The organism is Streptomyces sp. NPDC033136 (genome assembly GCF_055578235.1).
The window spans coordinates 108,082-122,944 of sequence record NZ_JBVIPD010000025.1; the positions used below are offsets into that span (position 1 = coordinate 108,082).

General features: G+C 69.8%; 14 protein-coding genes and 2 pseudogenes. 7 read left to right on the forward strand and 9 right to left on the reverse strand.

Annotation, left to right across the window (positions count from 1 at the left end; translation table 11 throughout):
- The first annotated feature begins 177 nt into the window (after positions 1-177).
- The 4 genes from ACZ5TL_RS33205 (at position 178) to ACZ5TL_RS33220 (ending at position 4,310) form a co-directional block, all read left to right on the forward strand.
- Positions 178-1,200, forward strand: coding sequence for a substrate-binding domain-containing protein (locus ACZ5TL_RS33205; protein WP_468594512.1), 1,023 nt, complete (start codon positions 178-180; stop codon positions 1,198-1,200).
- Positions 1,201-1,364: 164 nt separating this feature from the next.
- Complete coding sequence (locus tag ACZ5TL_RS33210; RefSeq protein WP_468594513.1) at positions 1,365-2,378, forward strand: ABC transporter permease; 1,014 nt, start codon at positions 1,365-1,367, stop codon at positions 2,376-2,378.
- On the forward strand, positions 2,375-3,208 hold the full coding sequence (locus tag ACZ5TL_RS33215) for an ATP-binding cassette domain-containing protein (RefSeq protein WP_468594514.1): 834 nt from the start codon (positions 2,375-2,377) through the stop codon (positions 3,206-3,208). The genes ACZ5TL_RS33210 and ACZ5TL_RS33215 overlap by 4 nt, the downstream gene beginning before the upstream one ends.
- A 79-nt stretch (positions 3,209-3,287) precedes the next feature.
- Positions 3,288-4,310 carry a LacI family DNA-binding transcriptional regulator gene (locus ACZ5TL_RS33220; protein WP_468594515.1) on the forward strand — a complete coding sequence of 341 codons (1,023 nt, stop codon included), beginning with the start codon at positions 3,288-3,290 and terminating at the stop codon, positions 4,308-4,310.
- 521 nt (positions 4,311-4,831) lie between these two features.
- Here ACZ5TL_RS33220 and ACZ5TL_RS33225 read toward each other — a convergent pair.
- On the reverse strand, positions 4,832-5,269 hold the full coding sequence (locus ACZ5TL_RS33225; protein ID WP_468594545.1) for a transporter associated domain-containing protein: 438 nt from the start codon (positions 5,267-5,269) through the stop codon (positions 4,832-4,834).
- A 48-nt stretch (positions 5,270-5,317) separates the two neighbouring features.
- On the reverse strand, positions 5,318-5,542 hold the full coding sequence (locus ACZ5TL_RS33230; RefSeq protein ID WP_468594516.1) for a CNNM domain-containing protein: 225 nt from the start codon (positions 5,540-5,542) through the stop codon (positions 5,318-5,320).
- Positions 5,543-6,133: 591 nt separating this feature from the next.
- Between ACZ5TL_RS33230 and ACZ5TL_RS33235 the strand changes: the two genes are divergently transcribed.
- The gene (locus tag ACZ5TL_RS33235) at positions 6,134-6,682 is read left to right on the forward strand and encodes a DUF4232 domain-containing protein (RefSeq protein WP_468594517.1); all 549 of its coding nucleotides are present in this window, start codon (positions 6,134-6,136) and stop codon (positions 6,680-6,682) included.
- Between the two features lie 264 nt (positions 6,683-6,946).
- Here the strand turns inward: ACZ5TL_RS33235 and ACZ5TL_RS33240 are convergent, their stop codons facing one another.
- Positions 6,947-7,468: a cupin domain-containing protein gene (locus tag ACZ5TL_RS33240; RefSeq protein ID WP_468594518.1), complete on the reverse strand. Its 522-nt coding sequence runs from the start codon at positions 7,466-7,468 to the stop codon at positions 6,947-6,949.
- 18 nt (positions 7,469-7,486) lie between these two features.
- On the reverse strand, positions 7,487-8,431 hold the full coding sequence (locus ACZ5TL_RS33245) for an NADP-dependent oxidoreductase (protein WP_468594519.1): 945 nt from the start codon (positions 8,429-8,431) through the stop codon (positions 7,487-7,489).
- Between the two features lie 252 nt (positions 8,432-8,683).
- On the opposite strand from ACZ5TL_RS33245, the gene ACZ5TL_RS33250 reads away from it, so the two are divergent.
- The gene (locus tag ACZ5TL_RS33250) at positions 8,684-9,628 is read left to right on the forward strand and encodes a helix-turn-helix domain-containing protein (RefSeq protein ID WP_468594520.1); all 945 of its coding nucleotides are present in this window, start codon (positions 8,684-8,686) and stop codon (positions 9,626-9,628) included.
- Between the two features lie 111 nt (positions 9,629-9,739).
- On the opposite strand, the gene ACZ5TL_RS33255 is transcribed toward ACZ5TL_RS33250, so the two are convergent.
- The 3 genes from ACZ5TL_RS33255 to ACZ5TL_RS33265 form a co-directional block, all read right to left on the reverse strand.
- The gene (locus ACZ5TL_RS33255; protein ID WP_468594521.1) at positions 9,740-9,907 is read right to left on the reverse strand and encodes a hypothetical protein; all 168 of its coding nucleotides are present in this window, start codon (positions 9,905-9,907) and stop codon (positions 9,740-9,742) included.
- Between the two features lie 168 nt (positions 9,908-10,075).
- Positions 10,076-10,867, reverse strand: a complete 792-nt coding sequence (locus ACZ5TL_RS33260) for a hypothetical protein (protein ID WP_468594522.1) — start codon at positions 10,865-10,867, stop codon at positions 10,076-10,078.
- Positions 10,864-11,487, reverse strand: a complete 624-nt coding sequence (locus ACZ5TL_RS33265; protein WP_468594546.1) for an ABC transporter ATP-binding protein — start codon at positions 11,485-11,487, stop codon at positions 10,864-10,866. Before ACZ5TL_RS33265 ends, ACZ5TL_RS33260 begins: the two co-directional genes overlap by 4 nt.
- Positions 11,488-11,809: 322 nt before the next feature.
- On the opposite strand from ACZ5TL_RS33265, the gene ACZ5TL_RS33270 reads away from it, so the two are divergent.
- Positions 11,810-13,036 (forward strand): flavin-containing monooxygenase, encoded by a 1,227-nt coding sequence (locus tag ACZ5TL_RS33270; protein WP_468594523.1) that lies wholly within the window; start codon positions 11,810-11,812, stop codon positions 13,034-13,036.
- A gap of 218 nt (positions 13,037-13,254) precedes the next feature.
- On the opposite strand, the pseudogene ACZ5TL_RS33275 reads toward ACZ5TL_RS33270, so the two are convergent.
- Both ACZ5TL_RS33275 and ACZ5TL_RS33280 read right to left on the reverse strand, forming a co-directional pair.
- Positions 13,255-14,123: pseudogene (locus tag ACZ5TL_RS33275) on the reverse strand (AMP-binding protein); the annotation flags it as partial.
- Positions 14,124-14,125: 2 nt separating this feature from the next.
- A pseudogene (locus ACZ5TL_RS33280) lies at positions 14,126-14,773 on the reverse strand (xanthine dehydrogenase family protein molybdopterin-binding subunit); the annotation flags it as partial.
- Between the last annotated feature and the right edge of the window lie 90 nt (positions 14,774-14,863).

A 14,863-nucleotide genomic window follows, 5' to 3' on the forward strand; every position in this document is an offset into this window, starting at 1 on the left:
GGGCGACCGCCGAGGGGCGTTGCCGATTTGTGACGAGTGCAGGGCATTGACGTTGCCGGGGAGCGGAGTCCATCATCCTCGCCAAGAAGTGTCAACGATGACATAGGTCATCGTTGACACCGCGGGACGGCATGCCCCGCCGCCGACCGCCCGCCCGAAATCCCGCAGGAGTCGTTCATGTCACGCATCTCTCGTCTGCCCTCCTCCCTGCTCAGAGCCGCCGCGTGCACGGGTGTCGCGGCGCTCGCCCTGACCGCCTGTGGATCCGGATCGGAATCGGGCACCGCGAGCACCGGATCGGGCGAGGTCAAGGTCGGCCTGATCACCAAGACCGACACCAACCCGTTCTTCGTCAAGATGAAGGAAGGCGCCGAGAAGACCGCGAAGGCCGAAGGCGTCACGCTCATGACCGCGGCCGGCAAGTTCGACGGCGACAACGCCGGGCAGGTCACCGCCATCGAGAACATGGTCGCCGCGGGAGTGAAGGGCATCCTGATCACGCCCAGCGACTCCAAGGCGATCGTGCCCGCGATCGAGAAGGCCAAGGCCAAGGGCGTCCTGGTCATCGCCCTGGACACCCCGACCGAGCCGGAGAGCGCGGTCGACGCCCTGTTCGCCACCGACAACCTCAAGGCGGGCGAGCTGATCGGCGAGTACGCCAAGGCCGCCATGAAGGGCAAGACGGCGAAGATAGCCACCCTCGACCTCGCGCCCGGCGTCTCCGTCGGCGTCCAGCGGCACAACGGCTTCCTGAAGGGCTTCGGCGTCAAGGAGGGCGACCCCTCCATCGTCTGCTCCCAGGACACGGGCGGCGACCAGGCCAAGGGCCAGACCGCGATGGAGAACTGCCTCCAGAAGGCGCCCGACATCAACGTCGTCTACACCATCAACGAGCCCGCCGCCCTGGGCGCGTACACCGCGCTCAAGGCCAAGGGCCGGGAGAAGGACGTCCTGGTCGTCTCCGTCGACGGCGGCTGCACCGGCACCCAGGCCGTCAAGGACGGCAAGATCGCCGCGACGTCGCAGCAGTACCCGCTGAAGATGGCCGCCGAGGGCGTCAAGGCCGTCGTGACGTACGCCAAGGACGGCAAGAAGGCGTCGGGTTACACCGACACCGGCGTCACCTTGATCACCGACAAGGCGCAGGACGGGGCCGCCTCCAAGGACACCGCCTACGGCCTGGAGAACTGCTGGGGCTGAGCCGACGCCCCAACTGTTGGCCTAGACAACGCCGTTCGGAATTCCACAGTGGGGCGGCCGGCCCCTCCTCCCCGACCGGGGCCGGCCGCCCCCTCGTCCTCTTGCCGTCCGACAACGACTGACCAGTCCTGACAAGGACTTGTGTCTTCCGACAAGGACCTCGCATGACTGCCACGTCCACGCCACCCTCCACGTCCTCGCCGTACGCGGAGCTCAAAGCGCCGAGCACGGTCCGCAGACTGCTCACGCAACCGACCACCGGCCCGCTGGTCGCCCTCCTTCTGGCCTGTGCCTTCTTCTCCGTCTCGACCGACCAGTTCCTCACGGGCGGGAACTTCTCGCTGATCGTGCAGCAGGTCATGGTCGTCGGCACGCTGGCCATCGGCCAGACGCTGATCATCCTCACCGCGGGCATCGACCTGTCCTGCGGAGCGGTGATGGCGTTCGGCAGCATCGTGATCGCCAAGATGGCCGCCGAAGGATCCCTGCCTCCGCTGGCCGCCATCGCGTTGGGCCTGGTCGTCTGCGGCGGCTTCGGCATGCTCAACGGGGCCTTGGTGCAGAAGATCCCGCTGCCGCCGTTCATCGTCACCCTGGGCATGCTCAACGTGGCGTTCGCGCTGACCCACATCTACTCCGAGGAGCAGACGGTCACCAACCTGCCCGGCCCGCTGACGGCCCTCGGGCAGACCTTCCCGCTCGGCAAGACCGACATCACCTACGGTTCGCTGGTCACCATCGCCCTGTTCCTGCTCCTCGCCTACGCGCTGAGCGGCACCGGCTGGGGCCGGCACGTCTACGCCCTGGGCAACAGCCCGGAAGCGGCGCGGCTGAACGGCATCCGCACCACCCGGCTGGCCATCGGCGTCTACACCGTGGCCGGCCTCCTCTACGGCATCGCCGCCCTGCTGCTCATCTCCCGCACCGGAGTCGGCGACCCGCAGGCCGGGCAGACCGACAACCTCGACAGCATCACCGCCGTGGTCCTCGGCGGCACCAGCCTCTTCGGCGGACGCGGATCGGTCCTGGGCACGTTCATCGGCGTCCTCATCGTCGGCGTCTTCCGCAACGGGCTCCAGCTGATGGGCGTCGCCTCGATCTACCAGACGCTGATCACCGGTGTCCTGGTGATCCTCGCGGTCACCGTCGACCAGATCTCCCGGAGGAAGGCCCGATGACCACCACCACCGAGACTCCCGTTCTGCAGGCTCGCGGTCTGGTCAAGCGCTACGGCCACGTCACCGCCATCGACGGCGCCGACTTCGACCTGATGCCCGGCGAGGTGCTCGCCGTCATCGGCGACAACGGCGCCGGCAAGACCAGCCTCATCAAGGCCCTCACCGGCGCGGTGGTGCCGGACGAGGGCGAGATACGCCTCCACGGCAAGCCGATTCAGTTCTCCGGCCCGCAGAGCGCACGCGCCCACGGCATCGAGACGGTCTATCAGGACCTCGCCGTGGCGGCGTCCATGGACATCGCCTCGAACATGTTCCTCGGCCGCGAGCTGCGCCGCCCGGGCATCCTCGGCAGCGCCTTCCGCATGCTCGACAAGAAGCGCATGCGTCAGGAGGCAGCCGAGCACATGGCCGACCTGAAGATCGGCCTGCGCTCGCTGACCCAGGCGGTCGAGACCCTCTCCGGAGGACAGCGGCAGGCCGTCGCGGTCGCCCGTGCCGTCGCCTGGGCCCGCAGCGTCGTCGTCATGGACGAACCCACCGCCGCCCTCGGCGTCAAGGAGTCCGGTCAGGTCCTCGACCTCATCCGCCGAGTCCGCGACAAGGGCATGCCGGTCGTCCTGATCAGCCACAACATGCCCCACGTCTTCGAGATCGCCGACCGCATCCACGTCCACCGGCTGGGCCGGCGCGCCGCCGTGATCAAGCCCTCCGACTACTCCATGGCCGAGGTCGTCGCCATCATGACCGGCGCGCTCAGCGTCGACGAGGCCGGAGGTACTGTCGTAGCGGATTCCGAGGCCGCGAAGGCCGCCGGAGTACAGGCCACCTGACAGCGCAACCCCGCTCCCGCACGTTCCGGCCGAGGCCGCGGCCAGGAACCCGGGAGCACCCAGGAGACGGTTTCCTCCCATGGCAGCGAGACGCCGCCCCACCTTGGCCGATGTCGCCCGAGAAGTAGGGGTCAGCGCCAAGACGGTCTCCCGAGTCCTCAACGAGGACGGGCCCGTCTCGGCGCGGACGCGGGAACAGGTCCTCACCGCTGTGGCCGAGTTGGGCTTCCAGCCGAACCTCATGGCACGCAACATCCGCGTCGGCGGTCCGGACACCACCATCGGACTGGTCATCCCCGACCTCGCCAACCCCTTCTTCGGAGCCGTCGCCCGCGGCATCGAGGACACGGTCCGGGACCGCGGACTGACGCTGCTCATGGGGTCGTCCGCGGACGACCCCGACCGCGAACGCGCCCTGACGGCGCAGTTCCTCGCCCGGCGCGTCAGCATCCTGATCGTCGTGCCGTCCGTCGGCGCCGACCACTCCGACCTCAAGTCGCACCGTACGGCGGGGCTGCCCATCGTCTTCCTCGACCGGCCAGGAGTCGGCCTGCCCACGGACAGCATCGTCAGCTCCAACCGCGCGGGGGCGCAGGACGGTGTCGCCCACCTCATCGCCCACGGCCACCGCCGCATCGGCTTCGTCGGCGACCTCCCCACCAAGCTGTACACCCGCCGTGAACGCCTCGCCGGATACCGCGCGGCCCTGCGAGAAGCCGACATCCCCTACGACCGCTCGCTGGTCACCGGCGCACACGACCAGCCAGGCGCCGAGGCCGCGACCGCCCAACTCCTCGCCCTGGCCGGTCCGCCCACCGCCCTGTTCGCCGGGAACAACATCATGGCGCTGGGCATAGTCGCCGAACTCGCCCGCAGCAAGCGCAAGGACGTCGCCGTGGTCGCCTTCGACGACGTGTCCCTCGCCGAGGCACTGGAGCCGGCCCTGACCGTCGTCGCCCAGGATCCCGAGGAAATCGGCCGCAGCGCCGCGGCCACCGCCCTGGCCCGCCTCGACGGCGACCGGTCCCGGGCGCGTACCCTCACCGTGTCCACCCGGCTGATCGTCCGGGGCTCGGGGGAGCAACGGGCGCCCAAGCCGTAGGCGGCCGGCCTCTGCCGGACGCCGCGTCGAAGCGCGCCCGGCTCCGGGCGGACGGCCTCGGCGTGTTCCAGCTGACCCATCACGGCGTCAAGTGCGGGCGGCACGGCCAACGGGTTCGGTACGGTCCCGCGGCCCTGCCGCTCACGGGCGGCGCTGGTCGTACCGGTCCGGGCGGGAATCTCGGCGGTCAGGCAGCCGTCCCACCGGATGTCCCCCGGTTAGCCCAAGGAACCGCCGCCACCGCCCCGGCCGGTCTCCGGGAGGGCGCCGCCCCGCGGAAAGTGCCGTCACGCACCATGACGAAGAGCGGCAGGCGCCGGGGCCGAGGTGATCACGAGGGGGGCCTTCCGCGGCGCGAGGGGGTGGGGGATGCGGGGCCGGTACCGCTGGCCGGGGCGGGCTCGGCGCGGTCCGGGGGCCGTCGCCGGTCTGGTCGCGGGTGGCGATGAGGGACCACGCCTGGGAGACGGTGACGGTGGCGGCGATGACGCCGAGGGTGAGAGTGAGGAGGGCGGGCAGGGTTACCACGCCTGGTGAGGTCTCAGGCGGACAGCGGTGACGGCATGGCGGTGGATGCCGGTGATCTCCAGGGTCCAGTTGTCGAGGCGGATGCTGTCGCCGGGGTGTTGCGGCAGGCGTCCGAGCCGGGCGAGGGCGAGGCCGGCGATGGTCGTATACGGGCTCTGGGCGAGATCACCGAGGTCGACTCCGAGGTCGGGCAGGTCATGGAGAGGGAAGCTGCCGGGCAGCAGCAGGGAGCCGTCGGGCTGGGTGTAGTCCCTTGCCTCGGCGCGGTCGGTCTCGTCGTAGATCTCGCCGACGATCTCCTCCAGGAGGTCCTCGATGGTGACGATGCCGGCGACGGAACCGTGTTCGTCGACGACGAGGGCGAACTGCTCGTGGACGGCCATCAGGCGCCGCAGGGCTTCGGAGACCTTCATGAAGTCGGAGAAGAACAGCGCGGGGCGGGCGAGGGCGGTGACGGGGGGCCGCGTCGTCGCTGGTGGTCAGGTCGCGCAGGTGAACGACGCCGAGGATGTCGTCGAAGCGGCCCGCTTGCAGGACGGGGGCACGGGAGTGCCCAGCCGCGCCGCGCGGGCCCCTCCGCGGCGCCGCAGGCGTCGCAGCTGGCTTTCCCGCAAGGAGATCAGCGCGATCTCGCTGCCGGCGAAGAATGCGTTGAGCACGATCAGTGCGGCGATGAGCGCGAGGTCGAACCCGAATCCGTCCATGGCGCCACCGTGCCACCCGCTCGGGCGTGTCGCCCTGAGGGCGGCAGGGCCGTGTCGCAGACGGTCAGGGTGTGGCGCTCCGGCGCGTGGCTCGGCTGACGCGGGCCCCTACCGTGGCGTTCACGGCGGTGAGCAGTTCCCGGCGGGTGGGCCCGGGTCGGCGTAGCGCGCTTCGCCTGCGCCCCCTCGACGGCCCTTTCCGCCAGTTTGGGCTTCACCAGGGCCTCCTGCGGGGTGGCGAGCAGCCGGCCTCCATTCCGGGCGGCGTCCCACGAAGGGTCCGTTCCTCCAGGTCACAGGCGGTTCCAACGTTCCAGCGTCCCGAAAAGCGCGCTGGGAATGGCGGATGGGACGGAGTGTGGCCCAGGCTTCGGTCATCGAAGCGCCCCACCTCGCCGAAAGCGGTGACGGTGCTTCGAACTCGTCTTGATCCGGCGCGGATTCACCTCGAATCAGGCCGTCGCACGGCAGCGTCCCGGTATCCGGCCGGGCAGCGGCACGACCGGTCGACACGGCACACCGAGGCAGGACACCACCACCGGCCAGGATCAGAGGATCACCTTCCGGAACAACAGAGAAAGCAGCCATTCCATGCGTATCACCACCCGCTTCAGCACTCGTGCGGCCGCCTCCTCCATGGTCGTGGCCGTGGCTCTCTCGCTCGTCGCCGTCCAGGCCGCGGGCGCGTCGGCCGCCACCCCGGGGAAGGCCGCCTCGGTCGTCGACTGCACCACGCAGAACACGAAGCTGACGGTCAAGGATGTTCCCCGCCCCATCAATTACCTGTTGCTCACGGCCACCAACACCGGCACCAAGCCCTGCAACGCCCACGGCGCGCCCTTCCTGGGGGCCGGCGCCGGCGCCCAGTCCGTCGTCCCGTGGCGTGACTCCAGCAAGCCCCAGGCCCTGGTGACGCTGGCTCCCGGCGAGTCCGCCTACGCCGGCATCGGGACGTACACGCCCGACGGCTACGAGGGCTACACCGCCAAGATCCTGAGCGTGTCGTTCTCGAACAGGGAGCTGAACGGCTCCATCGGGAACAGCAAGACGCTGCCGCTGCCCAACGGGGGCGTGTACTTCAACAGTTCCGCTTCCGTCACCTACTGGCAGAGCGACATGCACAGCGCGCTGTTCGGCTGATCCGTCCGGCGTCCCACGGCACCGGCCCGGCAGGCGCCTCGGTGGCACCGCCGGTGGTCGCGGCGCCGTGGGACGCGGAGTGCGGAGTCGGTCGGTCCCGCCACTCTCAGCGTGGTGCCGGGCGGGGTCGCCACGGCTCCACCGCAGGAAGCGCGTCAGGGCCTCCGGTGAGTTCGGCTGGTGGCCCTTCCGGGGCCCTCATCGCTTCACCAGGTCGAGGATCAGGGTGGCGATGTCCTCCAAAGCCTCCTCCGGGCCTGCGAGCTACAAGAACTCGCTTCGGTAGGTCGAGGCCAACTCAGCGGCGTGGCGGCGGCGTTCCGCGAGCTCGCTGTCCGACAGCTGCGGCGGCGGCGGCGCATCCTTGCCCGCGACGATGTCGCCGATACGCGTGAAGTACTCGTCCTGGCCGGCGGGGGTGCACATGCACAGCATGCGGGCCGGCGCGCCCGAAGCGTTGCGGAAGTTGTGCGGTGCGTTGGCCGGGATGTTGATCGTGGACCCGGCCCGTGCGGTGTGCTTTTCGCCGCGGAAGGTGAACTCGATCTCGCCTTCGAGGATGGTGAACATCTCCTCGAAGTCGTGCCGGTGCGGCGGCGGGCCGCCGCCATCGGGGACGTGCATGTCGATCAGGCAGTATCGGCCGTTGGTCTGCTCGCCGGTGACCAGCATGCCGTAGGTGTTGCCCACCAGTGAGATGTACGTCGTGCCGGGGTCGTCGGGGTTCGCCACGGTCAGCGAGCGGGACGGATCGTCGTCGGGGATCATCGTGGTCGTCTCTTTCACCGGTGAGTCGAGTGGGTGTCAGGCGCCGGGCACGACGACGACCTTGCCGCTGGGCAGTGCGCCCGCGGCGGCGTCCGCGTGCAGGGCCGGCAGCTCGGCCAGCGGCACCCGCCGGGCGACCTCGACGCGCAGCTCGCCGCTGTCGATCAGCTCCGCCAGGTGCGACAGCTGCTCCGCGTCGCTGCGGACGAACAGGTCGACGCCCCGTACGCCGCGCTCCTCGTCGGTGGGTGCGGGCATCCACACGGTGGTGTTCACCAGGACACCGCCGGGGCGGATCAGACCGGGGAGCGCATCCAGCTGTGCCGGTTCGACCGGCGCGAGGTTGAGTACGACGTCGACCAGCCTGCTCACCCCAGCGACGACGTCGGCGGTCGTGTGGTCGATGACCTCGTCCGCACCCGCGCCCGTGACGCGCCGACTGCTGTGCGGGCCGGCCGTGGCGATCACGTAGGCGCCGGCCTGCTTGGCCAACTGCACGGCGTAGCCGCCGACCGCTCCGCCCGCGCCGTTGACCAGCACGCGCTGCCCGGCGGTCAGCTTGGCATGCTCGAACAGCGCCTGCCACGCGGTCAGGCCCACCAGCGGCAGCGCGGCCGCGTCGGACAGCGCGACGCTCTTGGGCGCCGGCGTCAGCGCCTCGGCCGGTGCCAGGACGTACTCCGCGGCGGCGCCGGGCCCCGCCATCGGCAGGAAGCCGATGACCTGGTCCCCGACCTGGATGCCGGCCACGCCCTCGCCGAGCGCGTCGACCGTGCCGGCGACGTCGATGCCGGGTGTGTGCGGCAGCGTCACAGGGATCGGTCCCTGCATGAACCCGGCGCGGATGGTGGCGTCGACGGGGTTGAACGAGGTCGCCGCAACACGGACCCGCACCTGCCCGGCGCTGGGAACCGGCTGCTCCACGTCCTCGTAACGCAGGACGTCGGGGTCGCCGTACTGGTGGAAGCGCACTGCCTTCATGGTTCTTCTCACTTTCGCCCGCGCGGTCGCGGTCGCCTTGCGCCCCGCGCGAAGCAAGACACGGTGGCTGCGGCGCCGGGCACGGCCGGCAGGCGGTAGATCGTCTGGGAGGTCGAAGCGCCACCAAGCGTAGGAACAGGTGTACGTAGAACGGGTGTACCTTCGCGACACAGGATGGGATTCCGGCGACATCCTCATCGGGGCGGAGGACACATGACGAGCAGGCCGCGTTTCCTTGGGCCAGGCGGGAAAGTGGGCACGTTCACCGTCGACGCCGACTCCGCCGGCACCGGTCGGGGAACGTGGGAGCCGTTCATCGACACCTGGAACGACCGTATGGGAGACCTGTACCCGCTGCCGGAATTCAGCGCTTCCACCGTCGACGGCTTCCAGGGAACGATGCGCTCGGTGGTCCTGGAGGACACCGCCGTCAACGAACTCTGGGCGTCCTCATCCGTCAGCACCCGGGCAGTCGGGACGTACGAGCACGATCAGGTCAGGTTGTACGTCGGGCTGCGCGGTGCGGTGGCCCTGCAAGACCCGCACGATCAGGGCGGTGACGCGTACGTCTCGGCCGGCAGCTACTTCATGCACCACGTCGTGACGGAGAATCACTTCCACACCACCCCCGTGATCGGCACCCGCATCTTCATCTTTCCCGGCGACGATCTGCGGCCCCTGATCACCGGGAAACCGCGCACCGGCCAGGCCACCTCGCCCGCGGCGCAGATCCTCATGGCGCACACCAGCACGGTGCAGCGGACCGTGAGTGACCTCGGCCCGGCGGGGGCGCACGCGTCCCGCAACGCCCTGCTCGAACTCGCCAAAGGGCTGATCCTCGACCACTTCGACGACCGCGAGCCCACCTTCACCCCGGCGCTGGCACAAGCGGCCAAGGACCTCGCCGATGCCCGGCTCACCGACGCCGAGTTGTCGCCGTCCGCGATAGCCGCGCAACTGCACGTCTCAGTACGCACCTTGCAGCGGGCCTTCGCGAGCCTGGACGAGTCGTTCAGCGCCTACATCCGCCGCCGGCGCCTGGAGGAAGCGGCCGAGGCACTCACCGCCTCCGGATCACAGCTCACCGTCTCCGAGGCCGCCGCACTCTGGCATTTCACCGACAGCAGCCACTTCATCCGCGCTTTCAAGAAGCAATACCATGCGACACCAGCACACTTCGCACGCCGCCTGACGTAACGCCTCACCCGGCCGCCGCGCGGAGCAACGCCGTGAAGGCCGCGCCGCTTTCCACTCATCGCTACCACCCGCACCGCCGCCAGCCGCCAGCCGCCAGCCGCCAACGCCGACCTACTCGAGCGTGCCGGGCCCGGCACGGTCGTAGTCACCGGCGAGGAGGACCTGACCCAGGCAGTGCTCGACGCCACCGGCGGGGACGGCGTGGACGTGACCCTCGACGTACGGCACCGGCCACCACGCTGCCCACCAGGCCCGGATCACGCCGGGCGACTCCGTCACCGTTATCGGCGACCCTTTCGCGACCCGAAGGTCATCCGCGACGAAACCCACGACCAGTGGCTGGTGGTCGTCTCCGGCGGCGACCGCAGTCCTGCTCGGACGGACAAGGGCGACAGTCCGCAGGCGTCACGTCGGGTAACTCCACTGTGCGCCGGACTCCTTGATTCATCACCCTGCCTGGACTCGCTTCCTGTGCGACCACGAGGAGCGGGAAGGGCGGTGGGTGTGCAGAACGAGCAGGGCCAGGGCACCGGTCGCTGCGGACCAGGTGAGGGAGAGCAGGCCGTGGAACCAGGGAATGTGCGCGGTGAGGGCTGAGCTCAGCGCCAGCTGGGTCACGCCGTAGAGAGGAAGGGCGGACACGCCTGCCACATCCATGAGTGTGTTGAAGACGGGGTTCTGCAGTCCGGTGTCGACCAGGCTGAGCATGATGATGAGGAAGAAGCCCTCCAGCTCGCCGCGGACCAGAGAGCCGAGCAGAAGGCCGATGCCGCCGTAGGCGAGACCGGCGCCCGCAAGTCCCAGCGTCAGGGGGACCGCGTGGCGTACGGGCAGGGAGATCCACAGCAGGCTCGTGGTGTAGAGGGCCAGCAGGGCGGCGGTGAGGGCGACGGCGGCAAGCTTCGCCAGCAGCATGGGCAGTCGGGGGTAGCCGGCCAGCAGCAGACGGCGGTCCATCTGCCGGGACTGGAAGGTCTCGGTGAAGGTGATGAAGCCGGCGACCATGGTGATGGCGCCCAGAGCGCTGGCCACCTGGCCCACCTGGCTGGCCGGGGCGGAGGCGCGGGCGCTGATGGCGTCCAGCCAGATGCGCACCATCTCGTCGGAGGTGCACAGGCGTGCCACGGCGATCCAGACGGGGATGAACGCGACCGCCAGAACCAAGGCCAGCCGGTTACGCAGGTGGCCCAGCAGAGTGCAGCGCAGCAGTTCGGTGAATGCCGTCCAGGAGAGCCTCAACGGTTGGTCTCCTCGAAGTGCAGACGGCCCTGGCGCAGGTGAGCGATCGCGTCGAAGTGGTGCAGGTCGTGCAGCAGGTGCGACACCACGATGATCGACCGGCCCTGATCACGCAGATCGGCGGCCAGGGTCCAGAACCGTTGATGGGTGTCCCAGTCGAAGCCCTGGTAGGGCTCGTCCAGGACCAGCAACTGCGGATCGTGCATGAGAGCGATCAGCAGGTTCAGCTTCTGTCGCGTTCCGCCACTGAGCTCGCCGACCTGCTGTCGGCGGCAACCGGTCAGCGCCAGCAGCTCCATCAGTTCGCCGGCGCGCTCCAGCGTCGGCAGCCGGTAGGCCATCTGGAACAACCGCAGATGCTGTCCGACGGTGAACGCATCGTTGAGTACCGCCTGTTGTGGGCAGTACCCCACCGCTCCGGTCCGTGTCACCGTTCCGCGGTCGGGTGCGAGGTGTCCCACGGCGATCTGCAGCAGAGTGCTCTTGCCCGCCCCGTTCTCGCCGACGACTCCCACCAGCGTCCCGGCCGGTACGTCAAGATCGACGTCCTGCAGTACCTGCCTGCGGCCGTACGCCTTGCGGACTCCGCTGATCCGCAGCCGTGGCCGGTGGCGCGCCATTACTGCCTGCACATGAGCCCCTCAAAGGATCGGACACGTGAAGCGAGCCGCCGGAGCCCGCCGCAGAGGCCGGGGTCGGGCAGGCTCATGTCCCTGGCCTGCTCCGGCTCATGGCCGCTCAGCTGCGCTCGACCGGACGATCCGGGCCCTGGGCGGCCCCCTGTGCGAGGCGGCGCGCTGCTGCCCGGTGTCCAACGAGACCGTACCGCCGGTGTAACGGCAGCCACCCGCTGTGCCGGCGCACAGTCGTCATCGCCGCTCCAGATGTTCGCGCCTTCCCGTGGCGCGTGACGTGAGCCACGGTCTGCCGTTGTAGAAGCCGATGCCCCCGACACCACAGCCAGACTTCAGCGCTCCCACGATCGTGATCGGAGCCGGCCCCCACGGCCTGGCGGTCGCCGCGCTACTGCGCCGCTCCGGAGTACCGGCCGTGATCCTGGAACGGTCGGACCGAGTCGGAGCGAGCTGGGCGCAGCGCTATGACCATCTGCGCCTGCACACCACCCCCGGCACCTCGAAACTCCCCGGCCTGCCGGTGCCGCGCCAGGCAGGCCCGTGGGTGAGCCGGGACGACTACGTGCGATACCTGGAGCGTTACGTCACCCATCACCAACTCGACGTCCGGGTGGCCACCCCGGTGCGGCGCATCGAGCGGGCCGCGCCGGGCTCGGGAGCCCAGTGGCTGGTCCACACCCCCGACGGTCCGGTGCCCACTGGTGCGGTCGTGGTGTCCACCGGCCGCTGTCACACCCCGAACCTCCCCGACTGGCCCGGGCGTTCGACCTACACCGGCACCCTGCTGCACTCTGCCCACTACCGCTCTCCGGCCCCCTACCGCGGGCGGGACGTCCTGGTGGTCGGGGCCGGTAACAGCGGTACCGAGATCGCCGGTGCCCTGGCCGGGGCCGGAGCCGAACGGGTACGGATCGCAGTCCGCACCCCACCCAACATCCTGCCCCGCTCCAGCGCCCGATGGCATGCTGTCGGCAGGCTGACGGAGGCTCTCCCGCTCGCGTGGCGCGACCGCACCTCCCTCCTCACGCAACGTCTCTCGGTGCCGGACCTGACCTCCCGGGGACTGCCGCGGCCCCGCACCGGCTTGTACACCCGCAATGCCCGCGAAGGGGTCAACCCGGTGCTCGACCACGGCTTCGTGGACGCCGTCCGGTCCGGTCGGGTCGAACCAGTCGCGGCCGTCCAAGCGTTCGACGGCCCCGACGTGGTCCTGGCCGACGGCACCCGGCTGCGCCCCGACACGGTCATCGCCGCCACCGGGTACCGCCCCAACCTGCACGGCCTGGTCGGGTCTTTGGGCGTCCTCGACCAGGCCGGACAACCCCTCGCCTCAGGGGCACAGACCCATCCTGAAGCCGCACGCCTCTACTTCGCCGGATACACCAATCCCCTCACGGGTGTCCTTCGTCAGGCGGGCATCGAAGCGCGCGCCATCGCCCACGCGTTACGCGAGACGGCGCGGGTCCCCCTCCCCTCCCCCCGAGTCGGCGACCGCACCGCCGACACCCTGCGCGGAGGGCACGCTCCGAGCTGACGCGGCCTCGGAAGCTCGGCCCTTCAGCGCCGTGACCGCCTGTTCCAGCAGGGTGCGGTGACGGGCGAAGAAGTCGGGGTGCTCGGGGAGGTTGTGCGGCATGCGTTCCGCCTCTTGACAGGCAGCGGTGAGGCCGGTCGTAGACGGGACGGTCACGACGGACGGCAGGACCCTGCACAGGCGTTCTGTTCACCCGGCTCTTCTCGCAATACCGGCTGTCACGCCTGGCGGAGGTCTTTGACGCGGCGGAGCTTGCCGAGCGAGCGCTCCAGGGTCCCGGGGTCGACTACGGCCACCTCGACGGTGACGCCCACCCCGTCCTTGACGCCCTGGACGATCGTTCGGGCGGCCGTCTCGCGCCGTTCGGGGCCGGCGCCGGGGCGGGCCTCGACTCGGACGATCATATGGTCCATGCGGCCGCGCTCGGTGAGCTGGATCTGGAAGTGCGGGGCGACGCCGGGGGTGCTCAGCACGATCCCCTCGATCTGACTGGGGAAGACGTTGACTCCACGCAGGATGATCATGTCGTCGCTGCGGCCGGTGACCTTCTCGATGCGGCGGAAGACGGGCCGGGCGGTGCCGGGCAGCAGCCGGGTCAGGTCGCGGGTGCGGTACCGGATGATCGGAAGGGCTTCCTTGGTGGGGAGGTGAAGACGAGCTCGTCACTGTCGCCCTCTGGCAGGACGGCGCCCGTGAGCGGGTCGACCACCTCGGGGTAGAAATGGTCCTCCCACACGTGCGGACCGTCCTTGGTCTCCACGCACTCCTGCGCCACGCCGGGGCCGATCATTTCGGACAGGCCGTAGATGTCGACGGCGTGGATGTCCATGCGCTCCTCGATCTCGCGGCGCATCTCCTCGGTCCACGGCTCGGCACCGAAGATGCCCACCTTCAGGGAGCTGGTGAGCGGGTCGATGCCCTGCTTCTCGAACTCGTCGAGGAGGGTGCGCATGTAGGACGGGGTCACCATGATGATCTCGGGCCGGAAGTCCTGGATGATCTGCACCTGGCGTGCCGTCATGCCACCGGAGGCCGGGATCACCGTGCATCCGGCGCGCTCGGCTCCGTAGTGCGCGCCCAGCCCGCCGGGCGCGTGGAGAACGGCAGGTTGGTCGACTCGTCCTCGTTCGGTTCGTTGCGTCGACACAGCTCGATCGGGTCGACGCCGAGCTTGTGGGCGAGTTCGTCCATGGCTGACTCGATGACGAAGGAGGCCGTCTGGAAGCCGGGGCCGCGCATGTAGAGCGGTGTGGGCAGGTCCAGCGGCACCGTCCGGTACCTCTGGGACACGTTGGGCATGCTGTAGAGCATCTGCCCGGCCGCCAGGATGGCCTCGGTGAACTTCTCGTACGACGACGTCTCGGCGTCCAGCTCATGCGCCGCGGCGGTCAGACGGCCGCGCCGGTCACTGCCCAGGCGCAGGCGGTACTCGTATGAGGGCCGGAATCAGGTCCCGAGGTACATCTGCTTGCGGCTCAGCACGAGTTTGACCGGACGCTTCGTCTCGCGGGCGGCCAGCGCGGCGACGACCACATGCGGCCAGCAGCGCAGCGCGGTGCCGAAACCGCCGCCGACGAACGGTGAGATGACGCGCACCGCGTCCATGTCCAGGCCGAACACCGCCGCGAGTTCGGTCTGTGTGCCCACCACCCACTGGGTCTTGTCCCAGACCGTGAGCTTAGAACAAGGATCAGGGCCTCCCCGCGCTGCTCGGTCAGATTCGCATCCCCGAGCCACCGAGAGGCCCTGTCTCCATGCGCGTACAACAGGAAGATCAGGCCGGCGGGAAACCTGTTCGAACCGCACGTTCCGTGATCGGTTGAGATA